Source organism: Variovorax paradoxus, from assembly GCF_029919115.1.
Taxonomy (GTDB): Bacteria; Pseudomonadota; Gammaproteobacteria; order Burkholderiales; family Burkholderiaceae_C; genus Variovorax; species Variovorax paradoxus_O.
On record NZ_CP123990.1, the window covers coordinates 1,438,437 to 1,464,333 of the forward strand.

The window sequence follows — 25,897 nt, forward strand, 5'->3', positions numbered from 1 at the left end:
AATGAACGCTGCGGAATTCACGCTCGAAGCCCTCGAAACGCCCGCACTCACGAAGGCGCACCTGGCCGACCTGCTGTTCGAGCAGATCGGCCTGAACAAGCGCGAATCCAAGGACATGGTGGAGGCGTTTTTCGACCTCATCGCCAACAGCCTGATCGAAGGCACGGACGTGAAGATCTCCGGCTTCGGCAACTTCCAGATCCGTGTGAAGGCGCCCCGGCCTGGCCGCAACCCGCGCACCGGCGAAGCCATTCCGATCGGCGAGCGCCGCGTGGCCACCTTTCACGCGAGCGCCAAGCTGAAGGAACAGATTCACGGAAGCATCGAGCAGAGCGGCACTTCCGAAGTCGAGTGGAGCCTGGGCGCCGAATAGTGCTTGGTGCTGCGCGGGTGCGTAGAGTAATCTCTAAGGTTTCCCGCGCACGGTCTTGATTTCAATGGAAATAATGGAGAAAGCGCTCCCGCCGATCCCCGTCAAACGCTACTTCACCATCGGTGAGGTCGGCGAACTTTGCGGCGTCAAGCCGCACGTGCTGCGTTACTGGGAGCAGGAGTTCACGCAACTGCGCCCCATGAAGCGGCGCGGCAACCGGCGCTACTACCAGCACCACGAAGTGCTCATGATCCGCCGCATCCGCGATCTGCTCTACGACCAGGGCTTCACCATCAGCGGTGCGCGCAACAAGCTGCAGGAGCTGGTGCAGGGCGAGCGCGACCGCCGCAAGGCGGGCATGGTGCCGCTCGAGGGCATGGAGGCGGTCGAAATCGACCAGGAAGAGTTCGATGCAGCCGTTCACGAGGACGACGATCCCGCATCCGGAAGTGCCGCTCGCACGATCGATCCGTCGCAATTGCTGCACCTGCGACGCGAACTCTTTGAAATTCGTGAGCTGCTGACCGTCGGACGGTGATTTCAGCCGGCTATAATTGAGAGCTTCGGTGTGTGGCGCAGCCTGGTAGCGCACTTGCATGGGGTGCAAGGGGTCGAAGGTTCGAATCCTTTCACACCGACCAAAATTGCCTTGTCAAACAAGGATTTAAAAGGGCCTGGTTCCAACGAACGAGGCCCTTTTTATTTTGCTGAAAAGCACGCGGGGCATCTACGTCAAAGCGCCTTGGCCAGACGAAGCCGGCGCCTCTTGCCGAGAGCCGAGCCGCACCTTCGCGTATTCGGCCCTCAGGATTGCCGCCTTCTTGCGCAGGCGCGCAGATTCATCAACCAGTTGCTTCGCAACTGCGTTGAGTTCCGCGATCCGTCGTTTCAGCTCGAAATTGCTTTCACTGCGCATCCCGCCATTACGAGTTGCGCGCGCTCATGGATTGTTTGGACGGGCAGTTTTTTCGTGCGCTAGCCTGCCTCGGCTGCCGGCATGCGACGAGTCAGGCTTTCCGCCGCGTCTTGCAGGATCGCTTGGCGATCCGGGTCGCCGCTCACATACGGGCTCGACAGCAACTGGGCGATCAGCTGATCGAAGTAGTGCCTGACTCTTTCGGGCGCAGGGTGTGCCATGTACATGGCGCGCAGCATCGAGGCCATGGTGGTGATCTGCGCCTCGAACACTTCGGCCTCGCCTATGCGTTCGGCGGCGCTGGAAACCGGACATGGGTCGTTGATCGTCGTCATGTTGTCGCCGCCCTTGGCGGCCTCAAAGTGCGTGGTGCTGGCGCGGTACTGCTTCGCTTGGTTCCCGACGCGCGCCGGTCGGCGGATCAAATATTTGCTGGAAATGAATTCTAACGTACTACATTTGATCCAGCGGGCATCCTGCACGAGCGGTTGGCGCATCAACCGCGCCGGGCCGCTTCGATCGTCGCAATGTCGATCTTTCTCATCTCCATCATGGCTTCGAATGCGCGCTTGGCCGCCGCCGGGTCGGGGTCGGCAATTGCGGCGATCAAGGCGCGCGGCGTGATCTGCCACGAGAGCCCCCATTTGTCCTTGCACCAGCCGCACTCGCTTTCCTGGCCGCCGTTTCCGACAATCGCACTCCACAGCCGGTCGGTCTCGGCCTGGTCGTCGGTTGCCACCTGAAACGAAAAGGCCTCGTTGTGCTTGAACACCGGCCCTCCGTTCAGTCCGAGGCAAGGAATGCCCATCACGGTGAATTCGACCGTCAAGACATCGCCTTGCTTGCCCGACGGGTAGTCGCCGGGCGCGCGATGGACTGCGCCCACCGAACTGTCTGGAAAGGTCTCGGCGTAGAACTTGGCGGCGTCCAGTGCATCGCGGTCGTACCAGAGACATATCGTGTTCTTGCTGGCCATCTTGGTTCTCCTGGGTTGAGAAGACAGATCGCATCCGGTGACGGTTTTCGACCCATCGGTGGAACGCACCAGACCATACGCAAATCCGCGTCCCATTGCCAGTAACTCTGCTGTTTGCCGGCGCCGGCGACGCTCCCTGGATGGCTGCCGCGCGGGCGAGGAAAAAGGCCGTTGCTATCATCGAAAAATGCGGCCACGAACAACCCTCCTCGCGAAGGAAACCACGTGCGGCTCAAGCTGAGAACGAAGACGGCGCTGCTGGTCACTTCTCTCGTGCTCGCTCTTGTCGGCGCAACGGGCTGGTGGCAGTACCGCAACCTGTCCAGCGAATACCTCACCCTGATGCGCGAGCAGCAGCAGGCGCTCACTGAAAGCGCTGCGGCCGATCTCGACTACAAGCTGGGCGTTCATCTGGCCGCCTTGGCACGAGCAGCACGGGAGCTCGGTGCGCGCGGTTTCGACGACGCGGACGCGCGGCAGCGCTTTCTTTCGGACATGGACCTGCGCGCGATGTTCGACGACGCTGCGCTGGCCAACCTGGACGGCGCCATCGTTGCCATCAACCCGCCTGCGAGCGACCCACCGAACGTTGCCGATCGCGATTACTTCCGGCAAGTGCGCGACCTGAGGCAACCCGCCATCTCGGCACCCTTGCTTACCAAAGGTGGCAAACAGCCCGCGGTGATCATGGCGGTTCCGGTCGAAACACCGGAGGGCCGCCTCATCGGCGTGCTTGGCGCGGCCCTGAACCTGCAGCGCGCCAACGTGCTCGGCGACATGAGCCAAGCCACCGTCGGCCGGGGCGGCTACTACGTGATCGTCACGCGCGACGCGTCCCCGCAGGTGGTCATGCACCATGACTCGACCCTGCTGCTGAAGCCGGCAAGTGCAGCTGCTGTGGCGCCAGCCGATGGCACCCTGAACGATCTCGCGACCCGCGCCACCATACGCAACGCCGACTGGGAGTTGCGTCTGATCGTGCCGGCGAGCATTGCCTACGCCCCGCTGGAGCAGGCACGGCGGGCCCTGCTGCTGCAACTGTTGTGGCTTGGCCTGGGCTGCGCGCTCCTCGTCTGGCTGGGTACGTCGTGGGTGATGCGGCCGCTGGAGGCGCTGACCAAGGCCATCCGCTCGCTGCGGCATTCGCCCGACAGCAAGGTCAAGCTCGATGTTGCCGCCAACGACGAACGCGGCGAACTGGCACGCGAGTTCGACGCCTTGATGGCCGAGCTGCGCGAGCAGCGCCTTGAGGTGGCGGCGGTAACCGATGCATCGCCCGTCGGACTGTTCCGTTCAGACACCGAAGGACGCGCGACCTACGTGAACGACGAGTACCTGGCGATCCATGGCCTGGAACGGAAAGATGCCGCCCAGGGATGGCTCACGCTGGTGCGCGAGGACATCCGTGAAAAGGTGCGCAAGGAATGGATTCGTCTTGTCAACACGCCAGAGCCATTCAGCGCGACTCGCCGGCTGCATCGCAGGGATGGAACCCGCGTGCTGGTGGCATTGAAGAGCCGGCCTGTGATCGTCGGCGGCCGGGTTCTCGGCCATGTTGGAACGGTGACCGACATCACCGAGCGCACCCGGGCCGACGAGGCCCTTCGCACGCTCACGGCCATCTTCGACATGACGACGGACTACATCGTCCAGCTCGATGTGGCGGGCCGGCTCATCTATATGAACCCGGCCGCGCGCCTTCGCACCGGGCTGCGTCTCGATGCGCCGATCGAACAGCTGAGCGCGAGCGACTTCAATCCGCCCAGGACAATCGAAAGGTTCCGGTCTGAGGTTGTGCCCACCGCGCTTGCCAATGGCGTATGGGTCGGAGAGTCGATGGTGTGGGACGCCGAGCGCCGCGAGTTTCCGGTCAGCCACATGGTCATTGCGCACCGCGACAAGCACGGCAAGGTGGAGTATTTCTCGGGCCTGATGCGCGACATTTCTGCGGCCAAGGCGGCGCAACAGGCGCTTCGCAACAGCGAACACCGCCTGCGCATGGTGACGGACCACCTGCCTGCGCTGATCTCCTACCTGGACTGGGACTTGCGCTTCCGCTTCGTCAACAAGGCTTACCAGGACTGGTTCGGTGTCGACCCCGAAAAGCTGATCGGCCGCAGCATGCGCGAGTTCTACGGAGACGAGGCCTGGGCCCAGATGGAGCCGCATCTGCGCGCCGCACTCGCAGGGCGCCAGGTTACCTACGAGCGAAGGGTGACGGGCCCCGGCGGGCGCCGCGACATCCAGGCCACGCTGGTTCCGGAGCGCAATGAGCAGGGCAGGGTCATGGGCCTCTACACGCTGGACAGCGACATCACCGCGCACCACGAGGCGGAAGAAGCCCTTCAAGAGAGCGAGGCCCGCCTGCGCACGGTAGCCGACGCGCTGCCCATGCGCGTGGCCTACATCGACGCGGACGAGCGCTACCGCTTCAACGCCCTGGCCTACGAGCGTGAATTCGGCCTCTCGCGCGACCAGATCCAGGGCCACACCGTGCAGGAACTGCTCGGCGAGCCCGCCTACGAGAGCGTGAAGCCGCACATACGCGCCGCGCTCGCCGGCGAGGTGGTCACCTTCCAGAGCGAAGACACTCAAAGCGACAGCTACAACTGCTATGAGGCCCAGTACATTCCGCAGCCCGCCGCAAATGCCGACACCATCGTCGGCTTCCACGCCGTCATCACCGACATCACGCGCCAGAAGCTCGAGGAGAAGCGCCTGGTCAACCTGGCGCAGATCGATCCGCTCACCGGACTTGCCAACCGCGCGGGCTTCCAGGCGCGCCTGGGCGAGGCCATGGAGCGCAGCCGGGGCGCCGGCGCGCTGATGGCGCTGATGTACCTGGACATCGACGGCTTCAAACAGGTCAACGACCAGTTCGGCCATCAGGCGGGAGACGAGCTGCTGAAGGCTTTTTCGAACAGGCTGTCGCATGGCCTGCGCTCCACCGACGTGCGGGCGCGCCTCGGCGGCGACGAGTTCACGGTGATCATGGAAGGCCTGCCCAATACCGACGTTGCGGTCTCCGCTGCCGCGAAGCTCGTCGCGGCCACGCAAGCGCCGTTTGCCATCGAGCAGCAGCACCAAGCTCAGCTGACGATCAACATCACGTTGAGCATCGGCTTGGCGTTCTACCAAGGCGGCAACGCGGACGCCGCCACGCTGGTCAAGCGCGCGGACGAAATGCTCTACCAGGCCAAGCGATCGGGCCGCAACAATGTCCAGGTGGCGCCGCTGCCGGTGCAAGACGACCGCCCATGACCCAGCCCCGGACCGCAGTCCAGGTCCTTACCCTGCCGGCTGCAGGCGCGGTTGCTTGCCGGCGTGGTCCGTTCGGGGGAACGTGAGTGCGATGAGCACCGCGCCAAGCCCTACGGCCATGGAGCCGATGTACATCCAGGCATAACTGCCGTAGCGGTCGAAGAGCCAGCCGCCCAGCACCGGACCCAGCGCCATGCCGACACTGGACAACATCGACGCCGCGCCCAGCACCGTGCCCAGGATGCGCGTGCCAAAATAGTCCCGCGCCAGCACGGCATAGAGCGGCATCACGCCGCCGTACGCAAGGCCGAAAACAATGGCCACGGCATAGAAGCCGCCCAACTGGTTGACCAGCAGGTAGCTGGCAGCGGCAAACGCCTGGATCAGCAAGCCCGCGACAAGCACCCGCTTGGCACCCAACCGGTCCGCCAGCACCCCGAAGAGCAATCGCCCACCCAGGCCGGCCGCGCCTTCCATGCTGTAGATGGTCACCGCCGCGAAGGTCGGAAGGCCGCAGCCGATGGCGTAGCTGACCGTGTGGAAGATCGGCCCCGAATGCGCCGCGCAGCAAGCGAAGAAGGTGATTCCGAGCACGAGGAAAGCACGCGAGCGCAGCGCCTCGCCGACCTTCATCTCCGGCGCCTGCGCTGCTCCGCCCGCGGCGGCGGGGGAAGCGCCGGGAGCCGCGCGGACAAGCCACACGGCGGGCAGCAGCACGACCCATGCGCCAATGCCGATGATCAACTGCGCCATGCGCCAGTCGTAGTGCGTTACCAGCCACGCGGCCAGCGGAGAAATGGTCATCGGCGCCACGCCCATGCCCGCCGACACCAGCGAGACGGCCAGGCTGCGATGCTTGTCGAACCATGACGCGGTGGTTGCGATCACCGGGGCGAAGAAGCTGCCGGCGGCAATGCCCATCATCACGCCGTAGAAAAGCTGGAACTGGAGCAAGGTCGATGCGCGGCTGGCAAGCACCGTCGAAAGCCCCAGCAGCACCGTGCCCGCCAGCACCACCACGCGCGGGCCGTAGCGGTCGCTCAATGCGCCCCAGCCGAAGCCGGCCACGCCCATGCTCAAGAAGGCCAGCGTCATCGCGCTCGAAATGCCGGCCCGGGACCAGCCCGTGGCCGCGCTCATGGGCTCCAGAAAAACCGCCAGCGAGAACAGCACGCCAATGGCAACGCAAGTCATCAGCGCGCCGGCGGCAACAATGGACCAGTTCGAATCGAGCGCGTCGGCCGGGCGCGCGGAGGCACGGATGTTCATCGTCTTGCTCCGGAAGGAATGTAATGGTGAACCAATTGGTTTACTGTACAGTCCTTTTGTTTTTTCCGCAGCGCCTTTTTTGTGCCTCGCCGATCGAGCGGCGGCTCTTGCGGTGTTATTGCTCGTCGCCCGAGGGGCGCACCCCCAGCTTTCGCAACGTGCGGTGAAAGTTGCTGCGGTCGATGCCGGCCTCGCGCGCAGCGTTGGCCATGTGCCCGTTGTGGCGCGCCAGCACATCGGCGAGCCACGCGCGCTGGAAGGCGGCCGTCGCTTCGCGCAGCGTGCGGCCCGGGGCGGTGGCAGTGACGCTTGCCTTGCTGTCACCGGCCGGCGTCGGTGCCGCCGCAAGCGGCGGCGGTGATTCCGCTGCTTGCCCGCCGCCCGCCGCGGCATCCAACGCCAGGTGGTGCGGCTCGACGGCTGTCCACCGCGCGCCGCGGCCTTGCTCGGTAAAAGCCCTGAGCGCCGCGCGGCTGACGACGTGCTCGAGCTCTCGCACATTGCCCGGCCAGTTGTGCGCCAGCAAGGCGGCCTTCGAGGCCGGTGAGAGCCGCAGGTTGCGCGCGCCGAGGCGATGCTGGTTCTCCTCGAGAAAACCGCCTGCCAGGGCCACCACGTCGCGCCCGCGCTCGCGCAGCGGCGGCACCACCAGCGGATACACCGAGAGCCGGTGGTAAAGGTCAGCGCGAAAACGCCCTTGCGCAATGGCGGCGGGCAGGTCGCGGTTGGTGGCCGCAATCACGCGCACGTCGACCTTCAGCGTCCGGTCGCTGCCGGGCCGCTGCACCTCGCCGCTTTGCAGCACGCGCAAGAGCTTGGCCTGCACCGTCAGCGGCAGCTCGCCCACTTCGTCCAGAAAGAGCGTGCCGCCGTCGGCTATCTCGAACTTGCCGTTCCGGTCTTGCACGGCGCCGGTGAACGCGCCGCGCTTGTGGCCGAAGAGTTCGCTGTCGGCCAGTGTCTCGGGCAGCGCTGCGCAGTTCACCTGCACGAGCGGCTGGTCGCGCCGCCTCGAAAGCGCATGAAGGCGCTGTGCCACCAGGTCCTTGCCCACGCCGGTTTCTCCGAGCACCAGCACCGTGAGGTCAGACGCGGCGACCGTGTCGATCTCGCTGCACAGCTGCTTCATTGCGGCGCTGCTTCCGAGCAGTTCGCGCGTGGCGCCGCGCCCCGAGCGCAGGGCCTGCACCACGGCCTGCTCGCGCATGGCGCGGGCTTCCATCTCCTGGATCGTCTGGGCCGACTCGATGCCCGTTTCCACCAGCGCAACGAGAGCTTCGAGTTGCGCGGGGCTCACCGATTCGAATGCGCCGGGCTCCAGCGCATCCAGCGTCAGCAGGCCCCAGACGGCACCACGCAAGCGAAGCGGCGCGCCCATGCAGTCGTGCACCGGCAGGATGCCCGGTTGGCCCGCCACAAGGCCGTCGTATGGATCGGGCAGGGCGCAATCGTGCGCAAAGCGCAGGCCCTGTTCGCTCTCGAGCAGGCGCGCGAAGCGCGGATGCGACGCCACGGGAAACTGCCGCCCCAGGGTCTCGTCGCTCAGGCCGTCCACGGCAAGCGGCCGCAGCACGTCGCCGTCGAGCCGCAGCAGCGCGGCGGCGTCGCACCGCACAAGGCCGCGCGCCGCGGCAAGAAGCGAGCGGTAGCGCTGGCCTTCGGAGGTTGGATCGGCTTCTGCGGTAGTCAAATCGACACTACTGGTGGTCATAAATACAACTTTGGTGCTGTTGCGAATTTGACCACGAAGCGAAAATCCCCAATGCCGGCGGGCACTTGCGCAGTGGCCATGCCTGGCACGGATCGTGAGAGAGAAGAAGCATCTCAACAGCCGATCCCGAGCCACAGATGAACCCCCAGACCATCGCCATCGTCAAAGCCACCGTACCCGCACTGCAGGCGCACGGGGAGGCCATCACCAGCCACTTCTACCGGATCATGTTCGAGGGCCATCCGGAAGTGAAGGCGTTCTTCAACGAGGCGCACCAGGCCGCCGGCAGCCAGGCACGCGCGCTCGCCGGTGCGGTGCTGGCCTATGCCATGCACATCGACCGGCTCGACGAAATTGCCGGTGCGCTGCCGCGCATCATTCAGAAGCATGCAGCGCTGGGGGTGCTGCCCGAGCACTATCCGGTGGTCGGCGGCTGCCTGCTGCAGGCCATCAAGGACGTGCTTGGCGACGCTGCAACCGACGAGATCATTGCCGCATGGGGCGAGGCCTACGAGTCGCTCGCGGCAATCCTGATTGCCGCCGAAGAAGAGGTCTACCGCAACAACGCCGCCCAGACCGGCGGATGGCGCGGCGAGCGCGAGTTTCGCGTGGCCCGCCGCGAGAAAGAGAGCGAAGTCATCACGTCTTTCTACCTGGAGCCCGTCGACGGCGGCCCGCTGCTCGCCTTTTCGCCCGGCCAATACCTCACGCTGGTGCTCAACATCGGCGGCGAGCCGCTCAGGCGCAATTATTCGCTGTCCGATGCGCCGGGCAAGCCCTGGTACCGCATCAGCGTCAAGCAGGAAGAGGGCGGCCGTGCCTCGAACTGGCTGCACGAGAGCGCGACTGTCGGAACGATTCTGAAAGCGCAGGCGCCCTGCGGCGACTTCGTGCTCCAGCCCTCGGGCAAGCAGTCGCGTCCGTTGGTTCTGGTAACGGGCGGCGTCGGCATTACGCCGGCCATGAGCATGCTCGAATCCGTGGCGCACACCGGGCGGCCGGTGCACTTCATTCATGCGGCGCGGCATGGCGGCGCTCACGCTTTCCGCGAACGGGTCGACGCACTGGCGGCGCAGCATGCCAACGTGAAGCCGCTCTACGTGTACGACACGCCGCGTGAATCCGACCGGCCGCATGCAACCGGCTTTGTCACGCGCGAACTGCTTGGGCAGCAACTGCCCGCCGACCGCGATGTCGACCTGTATTTTCTCGGCCCCAAGCCTTTCATGAAGGCGGTGTATGCCAACAGCCTCGAACTGGGCGTGCCGAAGCAGCAATTGCGCTACGAATTCTTCGGCCCGCTCGAAGCGCTCGAGGCATAAAGCAGCGAGCGGGGCACTGGCAGCGCCTATCGGAGCACAAGCACGGGCAGCGCCGAGTGCGCCAGCACGTGCTGCGTCTCGCTGCCCAGCAGCAGGCGCTTGATGCCCTTGCGGCCGTGCGAGGCCATCACGATCAGGTCGCTCTTGTGCTTTTTTGCGGCGGCGACGATCGATTCCGCCACGAGGTCGGAGTTGACCGTCGCAGTCTTGATTCGCACGCCGCTTTGCTCGGCGCGCGATTTCACGGTGTCGAGCATGGCCTGGGCTTTTTCGGCCCATTGCCTTTCGACGCGGCCGATGTCCTCGGGCGAGAAGGCCACTGCACCATCGAAGTAGCCTTTGGGGTAGCGCGGAATCACGTTGATCGCCACCAGGTCGGCGTCGTGCCTGGCGGCCAGCGCAATGGCGCTCGTCACGGCTTTTTTGGAGAGCGTCGAACCGTCCGTGGCGACGAGGATGCGTTTGAACATGAGGGGCTCCGAAGATTGCGCCCAGCTTAGGAACGCGGCGGCTGCGGGGGTTGATGCAGATCAAAGGGCGTCTTGGCGGCCGCCCTTAGCCTTGCCCGATGCAAGCAGCGCTCGCCCCGTTTTCGCCGCCTTCCTCACCGGCTTCTTCAGCCACGCCGGCCTCCGGCGAGGCGTTGCGGGTATTGGACGATCCCATCGAATGGCCGGCATTCAGCCGCCTTGCCGAAGGCGATGCGGCCACGGGCCGATGGGAATCGCAGACCGTGGTCGAGGGCATGCACTGCGCCGCTTGCGCGTTCACCGTCGAAGCCGCCTTGCTGCAAGTGCCGGGCGTGCTCGAAGCGCAGGTCAACGCCGCGAACCGGCGTGCCCGCGTGGTGTGGTCGGCTGCGGCCACGCGCCCTTCGCGCTGGTTCGAGGCCGCGGCCGCGGCCGGATACCCGCTGTTGCCGGCTTCGAACAGCTCTGCCCGCGAGGGTCGTGCAAGGGACCTGCGCCTTGCGCTTTGGCGCTGGCTGGTGTCGGGCTTTTGCATGATGCAGGTCATGATGTATGCCTACCCGGCCTACATCGCGCAGCCCGGGGAAATGACGGCCGACGCAGCGCAGTTGCTTCGCTGGGCCTCCTGGGTGCTCACGCTGCCGGTGCTGTTCTTTTCATGCGGGCCATTTTTTCGCAGCGCATGGAATGACCTTCGCCATGCGCGCATCGGCATGGACGTGCCCGTTGCCTTCGGCATCGGCATTACCTTTGCCGTCAGCACCGCGGCCACCTTCGACAGTGGGGGCGTGCTGGGCGCCGAGGTGTTTTTCGATTCGCTCACCATGTTCGTGTTCTTCCTGCTCACCGGCCGTTGGCTCGAGGCGCGGCTGCGGGACCGCACCGCCGGCTCGCTCGACGCGGTGATGAACCGCCTGCCCGACAGCATCGATCGGCTCGGCGCAGGGTGCGGCTGGCAACGCGTGGCCGTCGGCCGCCTGGCGGTGGGCGACGTGGTGCGCGTGCTGCCGGGCGAGGCCTTTCCAGCGGATGGCGTGCTGATCGACGGCAACACCAGCACCGGCGAGGCGCTGCTCACCGGCGAATCGCGCCCGGTGCCGCGCACATGCGGTGAACGCGTTCTCGCGGGCAGCCACAACCTTTCGGCCACCGTCCAGGTGCGCATCGAATCGGTGGGCGAGGGCACCCGCTTCGCGCAGATCGTCCGGCTGATGGAAAGCGCCGCATCAAGCAAGCCGCGGCTGGCCCAGCTGGCCGATCGCATCGCGCGGCCGTTTCTTGTTCTGGTGCTGTTGTCGGCGGCGGGCGCTGCAGCGTTCTGGTGGCATGCAGACACCGGAAAGGCCTTGATGGTGGCTGTGGCGGTGCTCATCGTGACTTGCCCTTGCGCGCTGTCGCTTGCCACCCCAGCAGCCATGCTCACCAGCGCGGGCGCACTCGCCCGCGGCGGCGTGCTCACATCGAACCTGCAGGCGCTCGAAGCGCTGGCAGCCGTGGATACGGTGGTTTTCGACAAGACGGGCACCTTGACCGGCGACACGCCGCGCCTCGAACGCGTGTATTGCCGCCAGGGCCTGCGCCCCGGCGATGCGCTGGAGATAGGCGCGGCGCTCGGCGCGCATTCCCTTCACCCCGGGGCGCGTGCGCTGGTGAACGCATGGAATGCGCAGTTCCGCACGCCGCCTGCGTGGAACGTGACGCAGCCGGCCGAACGCGCGGGCCTTGGCCTCGAAGGCCTTTTGTGCCGCGGCTTCGGCGACGAGGGCACCGCACAACGTGTGCGGCTCGGCTCCGCAGGCTACTGCGGGGTGACGCCGCTCAAGGTCGACGCGCCGCAGGTTCACCTGTGCGATGAGCATGGCTGGATCGCGAGCTTCGTGCTCGCTGAAGAACTGCGCGCCGATGCAGCCTCCGCCGTGGCGGCGCTGCAGGCGGAGGGCATCACGGTGCGCCTGCTTTCGGGCGACCGCGACAGCGCCGCCCGCGAGATTGCCGCCCGCGCCGGCATCGAATTTGCGCAGGGCGATTGCAGGCCCGAAGACAAGCTGGAGGCCCTGTGGCGCCTGCAGGCGGAGGGCCGGCAAGTCGCAATGGTGGGCGACGGCCTCAACGACGGTCCTTCGCTGGCACGCGCAAATGCATCCTTCGCTTTCGGCAACGCGGTGCCGCTTTCGCGCGCGCGGGCCGACTTCGTGGTGCTCGGCGATGCGCTGGAGGCCATTCCACGCACCATTGCGCAGGCGCGCCGGACGCTTCGCGTGGTGCGCCAGAACCTTGCCTGGGCCGCCGGGTACAACGCCCTGTGCGTGCCGCTGGCCGTGGCGGGATGGCTGCCCGCATGGCTGGCGGGCCTTGGCATGGCCGCCAGTTCGCTGGTGGTGGTGGTCAACGCGGCGCGGCTCGCCGACCCGGGCAACGCGCGAGCGAGTGGAGCGGCGCGCTGATGGACATCCTCTTTCTCCTCATTCCGCTGTCGGTCATGCTGGTTCTCGTCATTCTCGGCGGGCTGTGGTGGGCCATCGAGCGCGGCCAGTTCGAAGACGTCGACGTCGAGGCCGACCGGATCCTGCGCGGCGATTGATCTGCATCAAACCCTGTGTCGGGTTGCAAAGAGACACTGCCTGCAGTTCATCAACAGGCACCACGATGCAAGAACCCAATCCCCCCGCAGCGGTCTACGACGACACCGTCGTGCGGCAGTTCGCCCTCATGTCCGTGGTCTGGGGCGTGGTCGGCATGCTCGTCGGCGTGATCATCGCCTCGCAGCTGACCTGGCCCGAGCTCAACCTCGGCATTCCATGGCTCGGCTACGGACGCTTGCGCCCGCTGCACACCAACGCGGTGATCTTCGCGTTTGGCGGTTGCGCGCTCATGGCCACCAGCTTTCACGTGGTGCAGCGTACCTGCCAGGTGCGGCTGTTTGCGCCGGGGCTCGCATCATTCGTGTTCTGGGGCTGGCAGGCGGTGATCGTGGCCGCGGCCATCAGCCTGCCGCTTGGCTACACCACGGGCAAGGAATACGCCGAACTCGAATGGCCCATCGACATCCTCATCGCAGTGGTGTGGGTGGCCTACGCGGTGGTGTTCTTCGGAACCATCGGCGTTCGCAAGGTGCGCCACATCTACGTTGCCAATTGGTTCTTCGGCGCGTTCATCATTGCCGTGGCGCTGCTGCACATCGTCAACAGCGCAGAAATTCCTGCCGGCTGGATGAAGAGCTATTCGGCCTATGCCGGTGTGCAGGACGCCATGGTGCAGTGGTGGTACGGGCACAACGCGGTGGGCTTCTTCCTCACGGCGGGCTTCCTCGGAATGATGTACTACTACATCCCCAAGCAGGCTGCGCGCCCGGTGTATTCGTACCGGCTTTCCATCGTCCACTTCTGGGCGCTGATCTTCACCTACATGTGGGCCGGCCCGCATCACCTGCACTACACCGCGCTGCCCGACTGGACGCAATCGCTCGGCATGGTGTTCTCGCTCATCCTGCTGGCACCCAGCTGGGGCGGAATGATCAACGGCGTGATGACGCTCTCGGGCGCATGGCACAAGCTGCGCACCGACCCGATCCTGCGCTTCCTGATTGTTGCGCTCTCGTTCTACGGCATGGCGACCTTCGAGGGCCCGATGATGTCCATCAAGACCGTCAACGCCCTGAGCCACTACACCGACTGGACCGTGGGCCACGTGCATGCCGGCGCGCTGGGCTGGGTGGGCTTCATCACCATGGGTTCGCTCTACTACCTGATACCGCGCATGTACGGCCGCACCGAGATGTACAGCGTCAAGGCCATCGAAGCCCACTTCTGGGTGGCCACCATCGGCATCGTGCTGTACATCGCGGCCATGTGGATTGCCGGCGTGATGCAGGGCCTGATGTGGCGCGCCATCAACCCCGACGGCACGCTCACCTACACCTTTGTCGAGAGCGTGAAGGCCACGTTCCCGTTCTACCTGGTGCGGCTGGTCGGCGGCCTGCTGTACCTCGGCGGAATGCTGGTCATGGCCTGGAACGTGTGGATGACCGTCATCTCCGGCCGCTCGGTGCGCGCCGTGATTCCGGCCGCCGCCATTGCCCACGCCTGAGAAAGCAGCCATGAATACGAAAACCGAAACCAAGACCGGCTTCACGCACGAGAAGGTGGAAACCAACAACCTGCTGATGATCGTGCTCATCCTGGTGGTGGTGGCCATTGGCGGGCTGGTCGAGATCGTGCCGCTGTTCTTCCAGAAGTCGACCACCGAGGCCGTCCAGGGCCTGAAGCCGCCCACGGCGCTGCAGCTTGCGGGCCGCGACGTGTACCTGCGCGAGGGCTGCTACAACTGCCACTCGCAGATGATCCGTCCGTTTCGCTCGGAAACGCTGCGCTACGGCCATTACTCGGTGGCGGGCGAGTTCGTGTACGACCACCCGTTTCAGTGGGGCAGCAAGCGCACCGGCCCCGACCTGCACCGGGTGGGCGGCAAGTACAGCGACGAATGGCAACGCATTCACCTGAACAACCCGCGCGACCTTGTGCCCGAGTCGAATATGCCGGCCTATCCGTGGCTCGGCAAGAGCCTGGTCGACTCCGAAGCCATTCCGCGCCGCATGCGCGCTCTGCGCAGGGTCGGTGTTCCGTACACCGACGAAGAAATTGCCAGCGCCGCCGAAGAGGTTCGCGGCAAGACAGAGCTGGACGCCACGGTGGCGTACCTGCAATCGCTGGGCCTCACGCTCAAGTAGGAAGCACCGAACCATGACCGACATCACCACCCTGCGCGTTGCCGCAACCGTTCTGTGCTTTGCGCTCTTCGTGGGCATCGTGGCGTGGGCGTTCGCCCGCCGCAACACGGCCCGCTTCGAGGAAGCCGCCCGCCTGCCGTTCGAGCAAGACTGAAGAAGAAGAGGGGCCCCCGATGAGCGATTTCGTCAACAACTTCTGGTCCAACTACATTGCCGCCGGCACCGTGCTGAGCATTCTCGGATGCATGCTGCTGTTGTGGCTCACCGCCCGCAAGCGCGTGCCGTCCGATGCCGACAACACCACGGGCCACGTGTGGGACGAAGACCTGCGCGAAGCCAACAACCCGCTGCCGATGTGGTGGGTGGGGCTCTTCGTGCTGACCATCTTCTTTTCGGCCGGCTACCTGGTGATCTTTCCGGGCCTGGGCAGTTTCAGCGGCCAGGCCAACTGGAGCACCGAGTCGGAGTACGGCACCGAAGTGGCAAAGGCCAACCAGGCGTTGGCACCCGTGTATGCGGCCTTCGACAACATGCCCGCGGAAGAGGTTGCCCGCAGCCCGAAGGCCATGGCCATCGGCGAGCGGCTTTTCATGAACAACTGTTCGCAATGCCACGGCTCCGATGCACGCGGCAGCAAGGGCTTTCCCAACCTGACCGACAAGGATTGGCTGCACGGCGGCACGCCCGAGAAGATTGCCGAGAGCATTACCAAGGGCCGCACCGGCGTGATGCCTCCCATGGCTGCGGCAGTGGGCTCGCAAGACGACGTGAAGAACCTGGCCAACTACGTGCTGAGCCTTTCGGGCGAGCCGCACGATTCGGTGCGCGCGGGCCTCGGAAAGTCGAAGTTCACGGTGTGCGCGGCCTGCCATGGCATTGGCGGCGTCGGCAACCAGGCTGTGGGTGCGCCCAACCTGAGCGACAAGGTCTGGCTCCACGGCTATGGCGAGGCAGCCATCGTGCAGATCGTCAATGCCGGCAAGCACAGCCAGATGCCCGCCCAGGAAGGCCGGCTGACCGAAGCGCAGATCAAGCTGCTTTCCGCATACGTCTGGGGGCTTTCGAACGCACCCGTTGCGGGGCCCTGAAGGCGACGCCATGAACTCATCGGTACCCGCGAGACCGGCCCCGCGAAAGATCATTCCCATTGCTGCCGCAGAGCCGGAAGCGGTGGGCTTGTACGAGGCCACGAAGAAGATCTACCCGCGCAGCGTTCGCGGCATGTTCGCGCGCTGGCGCTGGGCAATGGTCTTTCTTACCCAGCTGGTCTTCTACGGCATGCCCTGGGCGCAGTGGGGCGAGCGGCAGCTTGTGCTGTTCGACCTTGCGGCGCGGCGCTTCTACATCTTCGGCCTGGTGCTGTATCCGCAGGACCTGATCTATCTTTCCGGCCTGCTGGTGGTCAGCGCGCTGGCGCTCTTTCTCTTTACCGCCGTGGCCGGACGGCTGTGGTGCGGCTATGCCTGTCCGCAGACGGTGTACACCGAGATCTTCATGTGGGTGGAGCACAAGATAGAGGGCAACCGCACCGCGCGCATGCGGCTCGACGCCGAGCCGATGTCGGCCGAGAAGCTGGTGAAGAAGTGGTTCAAGCACCTGGTGTGGATCGGCATTGCGCTGTGGACGGGCTTTACCTTCGTGGGCTACTTCACGCCCATCCGCGAGCTGGGCATGGCTTTCCTGCAGACCCGCATGGGCTCGTGGGAGGTGTTCTGGGTTTTCTTCTACGGATTCGCGACCTACGGCAACGCGGGTTTCATGCGTGAGCAGGTGTGCAAGTACATGTGCCCGTATGCGCGCTTCCAGAGCGCCATGTTCGACCGCGACACCCTCATCGTCACCTATGACCCGAAGCGCGGCGAGCCGCGTGCACCGCGGCGCAAGGGTCCCGATCCGCGCAGCATGGCGGCCGGCGACTGCATCGACTGCGGGCTCTGTGTGCAGGTGTGCCCCACGGGCATCGACATTCGCCAGGGGTTGCAATACGAATGCATTGGCTGCGGACTTTGCGTAGACGCCTGCGACACGGTGATGAAGAAGATGGCCTATGCGCCGCGCCTGATCCGCTACGACACGCAAAACGGCATGGAGGCCGGCTGGACGCGCGCCCAGCTGGTGCGCCGCGTGCTGCGCCCCCGCGTGCTGGTCTACACCGCCGTGCTCGCGCTGCTGGTGGCGGGGCTGCTTGCCAGCCTTGTGACGCGCACGCCGCTGAAGGTCGATGTGGTGCGCGACCGGGCATCGCTCGCCCGCATCGTGGAGGGCGGCCGGCTCGAGAACGTCTACCGGCTGCAGATCATGAACGCCACCGAAGAGCCGCGCGGCTATCGCATTGCCGCGCACGGCATCGAAGGGCTGAGCGTTTCGCCGGACGAGCGCATCACTGTGGGCCCCGCCCAGTCGCGATGGGTGGCCGTGCGGCTGCAGGTGCCCTATGGCGCGGCATCGGCCGGCTCGCACACGGTGTACTTCGACATCAGGGAAGAGGGCGCAGGCGCGGTGCAGGTGTCGGAAAAAGCGGTGTTCCTTGTACCGCGCTGAAGGAATCGAAATGGACGCAACGAGAAACGAACTGTCGGCGCCGCAAGACGCATGGTGGCGGCATCCCCTGCTGTGGATGGTGATTGCGGGGCCGGCGCTGGTGGTGGTCGCGAGCTTCGTGACCTTCTGGTACGCCTGGGACAGGCCCGATCCGCTGGTGTCGGAAGACTACTACCGCCGCGGCGTCGAGATCAACAAGACGTTGGCCGACAAGAAGCTGCTGCCCGCGCTCGCCGGCAGAAACCACGCGGCAACGCCGGCCGAAGCCGTGCCCCTGCCGCGCCGGGAGGCCGCGCCATGAGCAGCTCGCCCCGGTTGATCAGCATCCTGTGGCCGTCATTCCTGCTGGCCTGCGCCATCGAGATCCTGGTGTTCGCGCTGGTCGATCCGGCCGACCTGCACTGGGGCGGCGAGGCGCTGCGGATGTCGCGCCAGGGCGTCTACACCGTGGCTTTCTTTCTTTTCTGGGGCATGGCGGCGGCTTCCAGCGCGTTCACCGCGCTGCTGGCCGAATCGCCGCCCCGCGAGTTTTCGGGACGTGTGCAATGACATCGCCTTCCACCGCCCGCGCCCAGGTTGCGGGCGCCGCACCGCTGCCGGCCTCCGTGCTGCGGCAGTTCGACGTTGCAGGGCCGCGCTATACCTCCTACCCCACCGCGGACCGCTTCGTCGAAGCCTTCGGCGCGGACGACTACGCGTCGGCGCTTCGCGCACGGCGCGATGCCGGTGCCTCCGCGCCGCCGCTTTCGCTCTACGTGCACATTCCGTTCTGCGAATCGCTCTGCTACTACTGCGCCTGCAACAAGGTTGTGACACGGCACCCCGAAAGGGCTGTGCAATACCTGGCCTACCTGGAGCGCGAAACGCGGCTCCAGGCCGCGCAGCTCGGCCGCCGCGCCACCGTGAGCCAGTTGCACCTGGGCGGCGGCACGCCCACTTTCCTGAGCGACACGCAGCTGGGCGGGCTTCTTGCCATGCTGCGCGAATCGTTCGACCTTTCTGCCGGCGGCGAGCAGTCCATCGAGATCGATCCCCGCACTGTCGATGCGGCACGGCTCGCCAACCTCGCGGCGCTGGGCTTCAACCGGCTGAGCTTCGGCGTGCAAGACTTCGACCCCGACGTGCAGAAGGCCGTGCACCGCATCCAGCCGGCGCACCAGGTGTTCGCGCTCATGGCCGATGCGCGGGCTCTGGGCTTCAAGTCGATCAACGTCGACCTGATCTACGGCCTGCCGCGCCAGAACGACGCGTCTTTCGCGCGCACCATGGAGCAGGTCTGCGAGCTTCGGCCCGACCGCATTGCGCTCTATGCCTATGCGCACCTGCCGGAGCGCTTCAAGCCGCAACGTCGCATTGCCGCCGAAGACCTGCCCGACGCCCAGATGCGGGTGCGCATGCTCTCCAGCGCCATTGCAACGCTCACGGCCGCGGGCTACGTCTACATAGGCATGGACCACTTCGCACTGCCCGACGATCCGCTGGCCGTGGCCAAGCGGCAGGGCCGGTTGCAGCGCGATTTCCAGGGCTACAGCACCCAGCCCGAGGGCGACCTGGTCGCGCTCGGCGTTTCCGCCATCGGCCGCATCGGCACCACCTACAGCCAGAACGCCAAGACGGTGGATACCTACTACGACCTGCTCGACCAGGGCCGTCTTCCGGTCGTCCGCGGCATTGCGCTCTCGCGAGACGATGTGCTGAGGCGCGCCGTGATCATGGCGCTGATGTGCAAGGGCCGCGTGGGCTTGGACGACATGGGCGAAGCGCACCGCATCGATTTTCGGCACCACTTTGCCGCTGAATTCGCGGCCCTCGGGCCGCTGGCTGCACAGGGCTTTGTCCGGGTTACCGATCACGACGTCGAAGTGACCGCCGAGGGATGGTTCGTGGTGCGCGCCATCGCCATGGTGTTCGACCGCTATTGCCGCGACAACCGCACCCGCTTTTCGCGCGTGGTCTGAACATGCAGGCCGCGCTCGCCGGTGCCGCTTTGCTGATGGGCCTGGCCGGGGGGGCGCACTGCGTGGCCATGTGCGGTGCGGCGTCGGCCGCGGTGATCCGTATCGTGCCGGTTGCTCTTTCGGCCGGGCCCGGCGCCGTGGGCGGCACCGCACCGGCTGCGCAGGCGGCTTTTCACATCGGCCGTATCGCGAGCTACGCCGTTGCCGGTGCCTTGGCGGCGGCCAGCGTCAACAGCCTGGCGCTGGCCGGCACGCAAGTGGCCGCGCTCAAGCCGCTCTGGATGCTGCTGCACGTGTTCGTCTTTGCCTGGGGTGCCATGCTCGCCATTGCGGGCCGCCAGCCCGCATGGGCGCGGCGCATCGGGCGCACGCTCGAAATGCGGCTTCGCTCGCACGCGGCAAGCACGGCCTGGGGCGTGCTGGCAACCGGCGCGCTGTGGGTTGCAATGCCTTGCGGGCTGCTCTATTCGGCACTGCTGCTCGCCAGCTTGGGCAATGGGCCATTGCAGGGTGCGCTGGCAATGGTTCTGTTCGCCATCGGCAGCGGTCTCTCGCTGGTGCTTGCGCCGTGGCTCTGGCAGCGGCTGCGCCGTAGCGGCGGAGACCAAGGCCAGGCCTGGGGTGCGCGCCTTGCCGGTGTGTTGCTCGCCGCCGTCGCGCTGCAGGCGCTCTGGGCCGACCTCAGCCACCAGATCGGCATCTGGTGCCGCTGAACGGGCGCGAGCACCGCTCGCGTTGTTGACCTGTATCAAACGCACCGGGGCGGCTGCTTCGCAAAATTGCCCCACTGTTCTAGAGGTGCCAATGCAATCCGTCCTGTTCTCCGGAGTTTTCGATCTTCCATGGTGGGGTGCCGTGCTCGTGGCGCTCGCGCTCACGCACGTCACCATCGCCTCTGTCACCATCTTCCTGCATCGCCACCAGGCGCATCGCGCATTGGAGCTGCATCCGGTGGCCAGCCATTTCTTTCGCTTCTGGCTTTGGATGACCACCGGCATGGTGACCAAGGAATGGGCGGCCGTGCACCGCAAGCACCATGCAAAGTGCGACACGCCCGAAGATCCGCACAGCCCCCAGGTTTTCGGCCTCTCCCGCGTGCTGTGGGGCGGCGTGTTTCTCTACATTCGCGAGAGCAACGTAGCCGAGACCATTGCACGCTACGGCCACGGCACGCCGGACGACTGGATCGAGCACACGCTGTATTCGCGCCACAAGATCCTGGGCATCGTGTTGATGGGCATGCTCGACATGGCGCTCTTCGGCGTGGTGCCGGGCGGGCTCATCCTGCTCACGCAGATTGCGTGGATTCCGTTCTGGGCGGCGGGCGTGGTCAACGGCATTGGCCACTACTGGGGCTACCGCAACTGGCAAGCGCAAGATTCCAGCACCAACATCTCGCCGATCGGCATCTTGATTGGCGGCGAAGAGCTGCACAACAACCACCACGCCTTTCCCAGCTCCGCCAAGCTCTCCAGCAAGTGGTACGAGTTCGACGTGGGCTGGTTCTACATTCGCGTGCTGCAGGCGCTCGGCCTTGCCACGGTGAAGCACGTCGCGCCTACGGCCCGGCTTGCCGCGCCCAAGCCGAACGTCGACCTGGAAACTGTGCAGGCGGTGATCCGGTGCCACTACGACGTGCTTTCCAGCTATGGCCGTTCCCTCAAGCAGGCCTACGCCGAAGAGTTCGGCCGGCTGCGCCGTCTTTCGCCGCGCGAGGCACGCTCGCTGCAAGCAGTGAAGCACTGGCTTCCCAAGGACGAACGCATGCTCGACGAGTCGCGCCGCGCGCGGGTTGCAATGGCTTTGCGCGGATCGCATGCGCTGGACACCATGTACTCGATGCGCAGGGAACTGACTGCGCTGTGGAGCCGTTCCGCTGCAACGGGCGAACAACTCGTCAAGCAGCTGCAGGACTGGTGCCACCGGGCCGAAGCCAGCGGCATTGCGCCGCTGGCCGAGTTCTCCAGGCGCCTTCGTTCCTACGCCTGAGCCGGGCACGCACAGGAGCCGTTCATGACCCATGCGACCATTCGCATCATCCGCCAGGAGCACGCGGCACTTGCCGCGATGCTGCGCTCCATCACCATGCTGCTCGAGCAGCACCGCCGAAAGGCGACGCGGCCCGACTTCGCGGCCCTGCGGGCGATGCTGTTCTACGTGGACGAATTTCCCGAAAAGCGCCATCACCGCAAGGAGAGCGAACTGCTCTTTCCAAAGCTGCGCGCCAGAACGCCGATCTCGCGCGAGTTGATGGACCGGCTCGACAACGACCATGCCTGGGGCGAGCGGAAGGTGCGCAATGTCGAGCATGCGCTGCTCGCGTTCGAGATGCTGGGCGAATCGCGCCGGGCCGCCTTCGAAACCGCCATGGCGCAGTACGTCGACTTCTACCTGGACCACATGTCGCTCGAAGAACGCGAGATTCTTCCGCTCGCAGAGCGCGTGCTCACCGCCGAAGACTGGCGCGAGCTCGACGAGGCCTTCGGCAGGAACCGCGATCCGCTCACGGGCTACCGGCCCGAGCGGGAATACGAGGCGCTTTTCACCCGCATCGTGAACATCGTGCCGGCGCCCATCGGGCTTGGCCCCGCTGCCTAGCGCCGCCGGGCATGCTGCCCGGCTTCAAACAATCAACCAAGGAACATCATGAAAATTCTTCTCGCAGTCGATGGCAGCGAATACACCGCCCGCATGCTCGACTACATCGGCGCGCACAAGGAATGGTCGAACGCGGGCCATGCGTTCACCGTCTTCACCGCCGTGCTGCCCGTGCCGCACAGGGCTGCGGCTTTTGCTGGGCCCGACCTCGTGCACACCTACTACGACGACGAGGCTCGCGTTGTGCTGGAGCCCGTGCGCGCAGCCCTGGCCGCGCGTGGCATAGAGGCGGCGTTTGCTCACAAGGTCGGACACGCGGCGGACGAAATAGCGGCATTTGCGGAGCACGGAAAGTCCGACCTGCTGGTGATGGGCTCGCGCGGGGAGGGCGCACTGTCGAACCTGGTGCTGGGCTCGGTGGCCATGAAGGTGCTGGCCCGCTGCACGGTGCCGGTGCTGCTGGTGCGCTGATACACGCCGGACACAAACCATTCACGGAGCGTTACCCACCGTCTCTTGCTGTTGTCACTGTGTTGCCGGGCGCTTCATAGCATCCATCCATCGACCCGCGATGCACACAACAAACAGGAGCGTTCACATGTTCAACCCGTCCCAGACCCAGGCCGCCGCACCTTCGATGACCGGCTTTATTGCCGCAGGCGCACTGCCGAAGGCCGGCGTGGCGGTCCACGAGCGGGCCAGCCACAAGCTGATGGAGACGCAAAAGCTGCTGAAGGAGCGCCTGGACCCGCAACGCCGCGTGGTGCATGCCGGCGACGTGGTCTACCAGGCGGGCGAGCGCTTCGGCAACCTCTACATCCTGAACTCGGGCTTCTTCAAGGTCGTGAACCTGTCGGCCGACGGCCGCGAGCAGGTGGTAGGCTTGAAGTTCCGCGGCGACTGGCTGGGCTTCGACGGCATTGCCGGGGGCTGCTACTCGTGCGACGCCGTGGCCATGGACACCGGCGAGCTCTGGGTGGTGTCGTACGAATCGCTGCTGGCCGCCGCCCTTGCGGAACCCGCCTTGCTGCAGGTGTTCCACACCGCGATGAGCCGCGAGATCGCGCATGACCGCGATTCGCTGATGTCGGTGTGCACGCTGCCCGCCGACGCGCGCGTGGCGGACTTCCTGCGCTACTGGGCGGAGTCGCTGGCCGAGCGCGGCATGCGGGCCGACCAGATCACGCTGCGCATGACGCGCGCCGAAATCGGCAACTACCTGGGCATGACGCTCGAAAGCGTGAGCCGCGCGCTCTCTCGGCTGGCGCGCGACAAGGTGATCGAGTTCGTTGAAAAAGGCCGGCGCGACGTGCAGATCCCCGATGTGGGCGCTCTGTCCGCCTTCGTGCAGCGCTGTCTTGCGCCGGCACCCGCCATGCTGCAGTGACGCCCGCGTCTTTCACATCAACCGCAATCCCCGGTTGAACTGCATGAAGGTCTTGATGGGCGCCGGCACATTGCCCATCTTTGCTATCTCGGAACGGCCGTCTTCGGTGATGCGGATCACGGTGGCCATGCGCGAGGATACATAGGGCGATGTCGGCTTGAGCGTTGTGATCTCGGCTTCGATCAAGCCTGTGGCCAGGAGCACAGAGACGTGCCGGATCTCCTCCGGATTGGCGACACGAACCGGTAGCTGCACATGCTGCAGCCTGTTCAGGAACGAAAGCGGCATTCGACGATCCTCCGATTGCAGGTGTTGACCCTTGCGGGGGGAACACCTCGGGGGCAATCCATGTGCCCGAACCGCGCCCCCGTCGCGGTCCACTGGTTGTAGCATCTGCCCGGGTTATCACCTATGCGCCAAATGGCTACGGCGTGGTGGTAGTAGAAAGACTTACTGCATATATCGCCGCGAGTCGTTCCGCTGCGATGTCTGGTACAAAAGGCCGATGACCGTTCCACTCGCGGTTTCCCTCGTCGATCTCCTCTTCGGACTGGAACTCGGGGCCTCCGGCGGGGCAGCTCGCAACCGCTGCTCGCTCGAAGGCCTCGCCTGGAAAAGCTCCAGCCAGGAGGGCGTGCTCCAGGTTTCCATCCAGGAACTGGAAGCGACCGCGCTTCAGTTCGCATCGGGGCCGTTCGTGCTCGATGTCGGCCGAGTCGCCGCGCATGCAATCACAGGCGAGGTGCGCACCTCCGATGCCGGCGCTCTGAGCCTCTGCGCCATCGAGGCAGCCGAAGCCGAGTTCTCGGGAGTCAGGCTGCAGGGGCCCTTGGTCATGCCGCCGCAAATCCAAACGGCGTTGCATGCCTTGCAGGGCGCGAGCAGCGCGGCGCCGACTGCGGGCGGCGCCACCGCGCCCCAGGCAGCGGCCGAAGCCTGGCGCCTCGGCCCACTCGGGCAGGCCGACGGCGCGATTCGCGGGCGGATCACCGACGCGCACCTGCTGTTCGACGCCGACGTGACCGTGCCCATAGCGCATGGCCAGATCGACTTCAACGACGCGACCGTCGAGCACGTCGGACCGGATTCGCGCATGGGTGTGAGCCGGCTCGGCCTCTATGTCGATGCGCCGAACGGGCGCAGCTACCTGTACCAGTTTGCTTCGGCGCCGCTTGCCGGCGTGGAGTTCGAGCGCCGCGGTGCCTTGCTGAGCCCGTGGGTTTCCGAGCGGGGCAAGCTGCACTTGCAGGCTTTTGCCGAGGCCATGCTGCGCCAGTGCCTGGGCGGCCAAGGCCAGGGCTTGACCGAGCAGGCGCGCCTGCTGCTGGGCCGCACGGCGATTTCGGGCGAGGTGCAGCTCGGCGACGGACTTCTTGCGGTCCCGGGTGCCCAGGCTCACATGGAAGGCCGCGTCGAAGGGCGCAATGCAGTGGGCATGCGCTCCGATGCGCTCGGCCAGGGCCTGACGATCGAGATGGCTTCGCTTTCAGCCCGCGATGCGGCCGCGAAGTGGCGGGGCGCGCAGCTGGGCTCTGAGAGGATTACCGCGCGGCTCAAGCTGCAGCTCTTGATTGAAGGTGCGCACATGCGCTTCGTCGCCGAAATCGAGAACTGCAAGCTCGCGGGACTGCGGCTCGATCTTCAGGGCCGGCCGGCTCAGGCGCTCGGGGGAAGGTAGCTCGGCCGCGGCGCTGTCAAGCCTCGCTTCACTTGCTGGGTGAGCTCGTCGGCAAGCACCTCGTCTTCGCCCGCTTCGAGCCCGTCGAGTGCGCGCCTGACGATTTCTTCGGGGCTGGTCTTGGGAACGTCGAACCCGCGTGTCAGGTCGGTATCCACATAGGCCATGTGCAGGCCCAATACCTGGGTCTGCTGCGCCGACAGTTCGGTGCGCAGCGAATTGGTGAGCGACCATGCGGCCGACTTGCTTGCCGAATAGGCCGCCAGCTCGCCGCCGTTGACCCATGACGCAACCGACAGCACGTTGAGCAGCGCGCCGCCGCCATTGGCCTTGAGAACCGGCGCGAAGGCCTTGCTCATGCGCAGCACCGCGAAGAAGTTGGTCTCGAAGATGCGCCGCGCAAGCTCTTCGCTGTCGGCTGCGAGAAAGCCTCCCACTTGGGCAATCCCTGCGTTGTTGACCACCAGCGTCACATCGGACGCGAGCGCGGCGGCGGCCGCCACCTCTTGCGGGTTGTTGACATCCAGCCGCAGCGCGTGAACGCCCGATTGGGTTACTGCCACGGGATCGCGTGCGCCGGCATACACCTTGCGCGCGCCGCGGGCGAGCAGCTCGCGTGCAAACGCCAGGCCAATGCCGCGATTGGCGCCGGTGACAAGGGCGACGGAATTTTCGATCTTCATGGGAATCTCCAGGGTGGGGTGGGGGGAC

General features: G+C 65.8%; 28 protein-coding genes and 1 tRNA gene. 21 read left to right on the forward strand and 8 right to left on the reverse strand.

Features of this window, described 5'->3' with window-relative positions; genetic code table 11:
* Window position 1: 1 nt before the first annotated feature.
* The 3 genes from QHG62_RS07100 to QHG62_RS07110 all read left to right on the forward strand — a co-directional run bounded on the left by QHG62_RS07100 (window position 2) and on the right by QHG62_RS07110 (window position 1,014).
* Window positions 2-373 carry an integration host factor subunit alpha gene (locus QHG62_RS07100; protein WP_012747012.1) on the forward strand — a complete coding sequence of 124 codons (372 nt, stop codon included), beginning with the start codon at window positions 2-4 and terminating at the stop codon, window positions 371-373.
* 73 nt (window positions 374-446) lie between these two features.
* Complete coding sequence (locus QHG62_RS07105; protein WP_281150173.1) at window positions 447-911, forward strand: MerR family transcriptional regulator; 465 nt, start codon at window positions 447-449, stop codon at window positions 909-911.
* 26 nt (window positions 912-937) lie between these two features.
* Window positions 938-1,014 (forward strand) — tRNA-Pro (locus QHG62_RS07110).
* 86 nt (window positions 1,015-1,100) lie between these two features.
* On the opposite strand, the gene QHG62_RS07115 is transcribed toward QHG62_RS07110, so the two are convergent.
* Genes QHG62_RS07115 through QHG62_RS07125 form a run of 3 tightly spaced genes read right to left on the reverse strand, consistent with a single transcriptional unit; the run spans window position 1,101 to window position 2,265 of the window.
* Window positions 1,101-1,289, reverse strand: coding sequence for a hypothetical protein (locus tag QHG62_RS07115; protein ID WP_281150174.1), 189 nt, complete (start codon window positions 1,287-1,289; stop codon window positions 1,101-1,103).
* A 59-nt stretch (window positions 1,290-1,348) separates the two neighbouring features.
* A complete protein-coding gene (locus QHG62_RS07120; protein ID WP_281150176.1) occupies window positions 1,349-1,786 on the reverse strand; it encodes a hypothetical protein in 438 nt (145 codons plus the stop codon).
* On the reverse strand, window positions 1,786-2,265 hold the full coding sequence (locus QHG62_RS07125; RefSeq protein ID WP_281150178.1) for a VOC family protein: 480 nt from the start codon (window positions 2,263-2,265) through the stop codon (window positions 1,786-1,788). Before QHG62_RS07125 ends, QHG62_RS07120 begins: the two co-directional genes overlap by 1 nt.
* Window positions 2,266-2,490: 225 nt before the next feature.
* Between QHG62_RS07125 and QHG62_RS07130 the strand changes: the two genes are divergently transcribed.
* Window positions 2,491-5,526 (forward strand): PAS domain S-box protein, encoded by a 3,036-nt coding sequence (locus tag QHG62_RS07130; RefSeq protein ID WP_281150179.1) that lies wholly within the window; start codon window positions 2,491-2,493, stop codon window positions 5,524-5,526.
* A 27-nt stretch (window positions 5,527-5,553) separates the two neighbouring features.
* Here the strand turns inward: QHG62_RS07130 and QHG62_RS07135 are convergent, their stop codons facing one another.
* Window positions 5,554-6,795, reverse strand: a complete 1,242-nt coding sequence (locus QHG62_RS07135; RefSeq protein WP_281150180.1) for an MFS transporter — start codon at window positions 6,793-6,795, stop codon at window positions 5,554-5,556.
* Between the two features lie 115 nt (window positions 6,796-6,910).
* Window positions 6,911-8,506: a nitric oxide reductase transcriptional regulator NorR gene (gene norR, locus QHG62_RS07140; RefSeq protein WP_281150182.1), complete on the reverse strand. Its 1,596-nt coding sequence runs from the start codon at window positions 8,504-8,506 to the stop codon at window positions 6,911-6,913.
* A gap of 137 nt (window positions 8,507-8,643) precedes the next feature.
* On the opposite strand from norR, the gene hmpA reads away from it, so the two are divergent.
* Complete coding sequence (gene hmpA, locus QHG62_RS07145; protein WP_281150183.1) at window positions 8,644-9,828, forward strand: NO-inducible flavohemoprotein; 1,185 nt, start codon at window positions 8,644-8,646, stop codon at window positions 9,826-9,828.
* 26 nt (window positions 9,829-9,854) lie between these two features.
* On the opposite strand, the gene QHG62_RS07150 is transcribed toward hmpA, so the two are convergent.
* A complete protein-coding gene (locus QHG62_RS07150; RefSeq protein WP_281150184.1) occupies window positions 9,855-10,298 on the reverse strand; it encodes a universal stress protein in 444 nt (147 codons plus the stop codon).
* 98 nt (window positions 10,299-10,396) lie between these two features.
* Between QHG62_RS07150 and QHG62_RS07155 the strand changes: the two genes are divergently transcribed.
* The 15 genes from QHG62_RS07155 (at window position 10,397) to QHG62_RS07225 (ending at window position 23,508) form a co-directional block, all read left to right on the forward strand.
* Entirely contained in the window at window positions 10,397-12,742 is a 2,346-nt protein-coding gene (locus QHG62_RS07155; protein ID WP_281150185.1) for a heavy metal translocating P-type ATPase, read from the forward strand.
* On the forward strand, window positions 12,742-12,879 hold the full coding sequence (ccoS, locus tag QHG62_RS07160) for a cbb3-type cytochrome oxidase assembly protein CcoS (RefSeq protein ID WP_258505513.1): 138 nt from the start codon (window positions 12,742-12,744) through the stop codon (window positions 12,877-12,879). The genes QHG62_RS07155 and ccoS overlap by 1 nt, the downstream gene beginning before the upstream one ends.
* A gap of 65 nt (window positions 12,880-12,944) precedes the next feature.
* Window positions 12,945-14,384, forward strand: coding sequence for a cytochrome-c oxidase, cbb3-type subunit I (gene ccoN / locus QHG62_RS07165; RefSeq protein ID WP_281150186.1), 1,440 nt, complete (start codon window positions 12,945-12,947; stop codon window positions 14,382-14,384).
* A gap of 10 nt (window positions 14,385-14,394) precedes the next feature.
* Entirely contained in the window at window positions 14,395-15,024 is a 630-nt protein-coding gene (ccoO, locus tag QHG62_RS07170) for a cytochrome-c oxidase, cbb3-type subunit II (RefSeq protein ID WP_281150187.1), read from the forward strand.
* 13 nt (window positions 15,025-15,037) lie between these two features.
* On the forward strand, window positions 15,038-15,178 hold the full coding sequence (locus QHG62_RS07175) for a cbb3-type cytochrome oxidase subunit 3 (RefSeq protein ID WP_281150188.1): 141 nt from the start codon (window positions 15,038-15,040) through the stop codon (window positions 15,176-15,178).
* A gap of 19 nt (window positions 15,179-15,197) precedes the next feature.
* Window positions 15,198-16,112 carry a cytochrome-c oxidase, cbb3-type subunit III gene (ccoP, locus tag QHG62_RS07180; RefSeq protein WP_281150190.1) on the forward strand — a complete coding sequence of 305 codons (915 nt, stop codon included), beginning with the start codon at window positions 15,198-15,200 and terminating at the stop codon, window positions 16,110-16,112.
* Between the two features lie 10 nt (window positions 16,113-16,122).
* Window positions 16,123-17,565 carry a cytochrome c oxidase accessory protein CcoG gene (gene ccoG / locus QHG62_RS07185; protein ID WP_281150191.1) on the forward strand — a complete coding sequence of 481 codons (1,443 nt, stop codon included), beginning with the start codon at window positions 16,123-16,125 and terminating at the stop codon, window positions 17,563-17,565.
* A gap of 10 nt (window positions 17,566-17,575) precedes the next feature.
* Window positions 17,576-17,866 (forward strand): FixH family protein, encoded by a 291-nt coding sequence (locus QHG62_RS07190; RefSeq protein ID WP_281150192.1) that lies wholly within the window; start codon window positions 17,576-17,578, stop codon window positions 17,864-17,866.
* Entirely contained in the window at window positions 17,863-18,114 is a 252-nt protein-coding gene (locus QHG62_RS07195; RefSeq protein WP_281150193.1) for a hypothetical protein, read from the forward strand. Before QHG62_RS07190 ends, QHG62_RS07195 begins: the two co-directional genes overlap by 4 nt.
* A complete protein-coding gene (gene hemN / locus QHG62_RS07200; RefSeq protein ID WP_281150194.1) occupies window positions 18,111-19,523 on the forward strand; it encodes an oxygen-independent coproporphyrinogen III oxidase in 1,413 nt (470 codons plus the stop codon). Before QHG62_RS07195 ends, hemN begins: the two co-directional genes overlap by 4 nt.
* A 2-nt stretch (window positions 19,524-19,525) precedes the next feature.
* Entirely contained in the window at window positions 19,526-20,236 is a 711-nt protein-coding gene (locus tag QHG62_RS07205; protein WP_281150195.1) for a sulfite exporter TauE/SafE family protein, read from the forward strand.
* Window positions 20,237-20,327: 91 nt separating this feature from the next.
* A complete protein-coding gene (locus tag QHG62_RS07210; RefSeq protein ID WP_281150196.1) occupies window positions 20,328-21,512 on the forward strand; it encodes a DesA family fatty acid desaturase in 1,185 nt (394 codons plus the stop codon).
* Window positions 21,513-21,536: 24 nt separating this feature from the next.
* Window positions 21,537-22,121, forward strand: coding sequence for a hemerythrin domain-containing protein (locus tag QHG62_RS07215; protein WP_281150197.1), 585 nt, complete (start codon window positions 21,537-21,539; stop codon window positions 22,119-22,121).
* 48 nt (window positions 22,122-22,169) lie between these two features.
* Complete coding sequence (locus QHG62_RS07220; protein WP_281150198.1) at window positions 22,170-22,592, forward strand: universal stress protein; 423 nt, start codon at window positions 22,170-22,172, stop codon at window positions 22,590-22,592.
* A 127-nt stretch (window positions 22,593-22,719) separates the two neighbouring features.
* Window positions 22,720-23,508, forward strand: coding sequence for a Crp/Fnr family transcriptional regulator (locus tag QHG62_RS07225; protein WP_281150199.1), 789 nt, complete (start codon window positions 22,720-22,722; stop codon window positions 23,506-23,508).
* Window positions 23,509-23,520: 12 nt separating this feature from the next.
* Here the strand turns inward: QHG62_RS07225 and QHG62_RS07230 are convergent, their stop codons facing one another.
* Window positions 23,521-23,796, reverse strand: a complete 276-nt coding sequence (locus QHG62_RS07230; protein ID WP_281150200.1) for a hypothetical protein — start codon at window positions 23,794-23,796, stop codon at window positions 23,521-23,523.
* 217 nt (window positions 23,797-24,013) lie between these two features.
* On the opposite strand from QHG62_RS07230, the gene QHG62_RS07235 reads away from it, so the two are divergent.
* Window positions 24,014-25,186, forward strand: a complete 1,173-nt coding sequence (locus QHG62_RS07235) for a hypothetical protein (RefSeq protein WP_281150201.1) — start codon at window positions 24,014-24,016, stop codon at window positions 25,184-25,186.
* Here the strand turns inward: QHG62_RS07235 and QHG62_RS07240 are convergent.
* Window positions 25,165-25,869, reverse strand: a complete 705-nt coding sequence (locus tag QHG62_RS07240; RefSeq protein WP_281150203.1) for an SDR family oxidoreductase — start codon at window positions 25,867-25,869, stop codon at window positions 25,165-25,167. The genes QHG62_RS07235 and QHG62_RS07240 overlap by 22 nt on opposite strands.
* Window positions 25,870-25,897: the final 28 nt, after the last annotated feature.

Coding starts and splice junctions, on each gene's coding strand:
- QHG62_RS07100 (WP_012747012.1), top strand. CDS start 2: ATGAACGCTGCGGAATTCACGCTCGAAGCCCTCGAAACGCCCGCACTC.
- QHG62_RS07105 (WP_281150173.1), top strand. CDS start 447: ATGGAGAAAGCGCTCCCGCCGATCCCCGTCAAACGCTACTTCACCATC.
- QHG62_RS07115 (WP_281150174.1), bottom strand. CDS start 1,289: ATGCGCAGTGAAAGCAATTTCGAGCTGAAACGACGGATCGCGGAACTC.
- QHG62_RS07120 (WP_281150176.1), bottom strand. CDS start 1,786: ATGCGCCAACCGCTCGTGCAGGATGCCCGCTGGATCAAATGTAGTACG.
- QHG62_RS07125 (WP_281150178.1), bottom strand. CDS start 2,265: ATGGCCAGCAAGAACACGATATGTCTCTGGTACGACCGCGATGCACTG.
- QHG62_RS07135 (WP_281150180.1), bottom strand. CDS start 6,795: ATGAACATCCGTGCCTCCGCGCGCCCGGCCGACGCGCTCGATTCGAAC.
- norR (WP_281150182.1), bottom strand. CDS start 8,506: ATGACCACCAGTAGTGTCGATTTGACTACCGCAGAAGCCGATCCAACC.
- hmpA (WP_281150183.1), top strand. CDS start 8,644: ATGAACCCCCAGACCATCGCCATCGTCAAAGCCACCGTACCCGCACTG.
- QHG62_RS07150 (WP_281150184.1), bottom strand. CDS start 10,298: ATGTTCAAACGCATCCTCGTCGCCACGGACGGTTCGACGCTCTCCAAA.
- QHG62_RS07155 (WP_281150185.1), top strand. CDS start 10,397: ATGCAAGCAGCGCTCGCCCCGTTTTCGCCGCCTTCCTCACCGGCTTCT.
- ccoS (WP_258505513.1), top strand. CDS start 12,742: ATGGACATCCTCTTTCTCCTCATTCCGCTGTCGGTCATGCTGGTTCTC.
- ccoN (WP_281150186.1), top strand. CDS start 12,945: ATGCAAGAACCCAATCCCCCCGCAGCGGTCTACGACGACACCGTCGTG.
- ccoO (WP_281150187.1), top strand. CDS start 14,395: ATGAATACGAAAACCGAAACCAAGACCGGCTTCACGCACGAGAAGGTG.
- QHG62_RS07175 (WP_281150188.1), top strand. CDS start 15,038: ATGACCGACATCACCACCCTGCGCGTTGCCGCAACCGTTCTGTGCTTT.
- ccoP (WP_281150190.1), top strand. CDS start 15,198: ATGAGCGATTTCGTCAACAACTTCTGGTCCAACTACATTGCCGCCGGC.
- ccoG (WP_281150191.1), top strand. CDS start 16,123: ATGAACTCATCGGTACCCGCGAGACCGGCCCCGCGAAAGATCATTCCC.
- QHG62_RS07190 (WP_281150192.1), top strand. CDS start 17,576: ATGGACGCAACGAGAAACGAACTGTCGGCGCCGCAAGACGCATGGTGG.
- QHG62_RS07195 (WP_281150193.1), top strand. CDS start 17,863: ATGAGCAGCTCGCCCCGGTTGATCAGCATCCTGTGGCCGTCATTCCTG.
- hemN (WP_281150194.1), top strand. CDS start 18,111: ATGACATCGCCTTCCACCGCCCGCGCCCAGGTTGCGGGCGCCGCACCG.
- QHG62_RS07205 (WP_281150195.1), top strand. CDS start 19,526: ATGCAGGCCGCGCTCGCCGGTGCCGCTTTGCTGATGGGCCTGGCCGGG.
- QHG62_RS07210 (WP_281150196.1), top strand. CDS start 20,328: ATGCAATCCGTCCTGTTCTCCGGAGTTTTCGATCTTCCATGGTGGGGT.
- QHG62_RS07215 (WP_281150197.1), top strand. CDS start 21,537: ATGACCCATGCGACCATTCGCATCATCCGCCAGGAGCACGCGGCACTT.
- QHG62_RS07220 (WP_281150198.1), top strand. CDS start 22,170: ATGAAAATTCTTCTCGCAGTCGATGGCAGCGAATACACCGCCCGCATG.
- QHG62_RS07225 (WP_281150199.1), top strand. CDS start 22,720: ATGTTCAACCCGTCCCAGACCCAGGCCGCCGCACCTTCGATGACCGGC.
- QHG62_RS07230 (WP_281150200.1), bottom strand. CDS start 23,796: ATGCCGCTTTCGTTCCTGAACAGGCTGCAGCATGTGCAGCTACCGGTT.
- QHG62_RS07235 (WP_281150201.1), top strand. CDS start 24,014: ATGACCGTTCCACTCGCGGTTTCCCTCGTCGATCTCCTCTTCGGACTG.
- QHG62_RS07240 (WP_281150203.1), bottom strand. CDS start 25,869: ATGAAGATCGAAAATTCCGTCGCCCTTGTCACCGGCGCCAATCGCGGC.